The sequence below is a fragment of the Streptomyces azureus genome (assembly GCF_001270025.1).
GTDB lineage: Bacteria > Actinomycetota > Actinomycetes > Streptomycetales > Streptomycetaceae > Streptomyces > Streptomyces azureus.
Window position 1 is genome coordinate 1 of the sequence record NZ_DF968525.1, and the last position, 1469, is coordinate 1469.

The following is a 1469-nucleotide window of genomic DNA, read 5'->3' on the forward strand; positions in this document are numbered from 1 at the left end:
GTTCCTCGTCGTGCACGAGGAAGACCGAGTGGCTGCCGATGTTGGCGAGGTGGGTGTCGACGGGGACGCGGCGGCTCCATCGGACCGTGCGGCGGGTGAAGTCGAGGCGGCCGGTGGGGTCGGCGGCGCGGGCGTTGACGTTCCGCTTCTCTGCCGCGACGTCGATGCCGAAGTGGCGCTCTGTACGGGCGGCGGCCTCGGCGATCCACGGCACGTCGAGGGCGTCGGTGTTCCACCAGAGCGCGAGGGCACCGCCGGGGCGCAGGACGCGGAGGGCCTCCGGGACGGATCGGGCGGGGTCGGTCCAGTGCCAGGCCTGGGCGTAGGTGACGAGGTCGAGGGAGGCGTCGGCGAGGGGGAGGTCGTCGCCGGTGCCGCGGATGATCGGGATGGCGGGGAGGGTGCTGCGGAACTGGGCCGCCATGCCGTCGCCGGGTTCTACGGCGATGACGTTCGCGCCTCGTGCGTGGAGGAGGGCGGTGGCTATGCCGGTGCCGGCGCCTATGTCCGCGACGCGGGAGCCGGGAAGTGGCCGGCCGGCCAGGGCTTCTACCGCGTCGAAGAGGGCTGGGGGGTAGGAGGGACGGTTGGCCGCGTATCGGGCTGCGGCGGTGTTGAAGGAGTGGGCACGGGCGGTGCGGGTCGGGGGTGTTGGTGTGGGGGGTCTGCGGGTGGTCTCGGCTCCGGTGGGGTGGTCGGCGGAGGGGTGTGTGGTCATACGGCCATGGTGGCCGGGGGTGGGGGTGGGCGGCGGTGAGTTTTCGGTGAGAGGCCCGGGGGTTATGCGCGGCGGCGCTTTTTCGACGGGTTGCCCGAGCGGCGGGTCGTGCGCTTCTCGTGGTGCCTGCGGGCTGCCTCGTACTCCTCGCGGTGGAGCCTTTCGCCGGGGGCCTCGGTGAGGGAGCGGAAGAAGTACGCGAGGAGGGAGCCGACGAAACCGATGGTCAGGAGGCCGCGCAGGGATGCCTGGCGGTCGGGATCGGGGCGGCGGGTGAAGCCGTCCCAGGTGTGGCGGAAGGCCAGCGCGCTGCAGATCGCGAACATCACGACCATGAGCAGTGTGACGAAGCTGCCGATCGCGGCGATCTGGAGGCCCTGGTAGGCGAGACGGAGGACGAGGCAGGAGACGACTGCGGCGGCCAGTGAGCCGAGGGCGACGCCGATGCGGCGGGCCGTGTAGCCGTTGTCGTGGTTCAGCCAGGTCGTGCCGAAGAAGCGGATGGGTTCGGGGTGGGGGCCGACGGGGCCGCCCGTCGAGCCCGCGGGGGTGGCCGGGATGCCGGGTTCGTCGCTCACGGCTTGATTATGGCTCCGGGGCGACCGCGGGCTCTTCGGGGGCTCAGCCGCAGCGGGGGGCGACGTAGCCGTCGCTGCCCGTTTTGACGTACGTGTCGGAGATGAACTCGCCGTTGTCGATGTTGTCCCAGATGTTCGACGTGCCGTACGGGCCGCTCACCGTCGTCCCCGGT

The 1469-nt window shown here is 71.8% G+C and carries 2 protein-coding genes and 1 pseudogene; all 3 read right to left on the reverse strand.

The annotated features are described in order from the left end of the window. Positions 1 to 718, reverse strand: a 718-nt coding sequence (locus AOQ53_RS37900; RefSeq protein WP_059424422.1) for a class I SAM-dependent methyltransferase, incomplete at its 3' end; no start/stop codon positions are given. A gap of 62 nt (positions 719 to 780) precedes the next feature. Continuing rightward, on the reverse strand, positions 781 to 1296 hold the full coding sequence (locus tag AOQ53_RS37905; protein ID WP_059424424.1) for a hypothetical protein: 516 nt from the start codon (positions 1294 to 1296) through the stop codon (positions 781 to 783). 43 nt (positions 1297 to 1339) lie between these two features. Further along, positions 1340 to 1469: pseudogene (locus tag AOQ53_RS37910) on the reverse strand (peptidase); the annotation flags it as partial.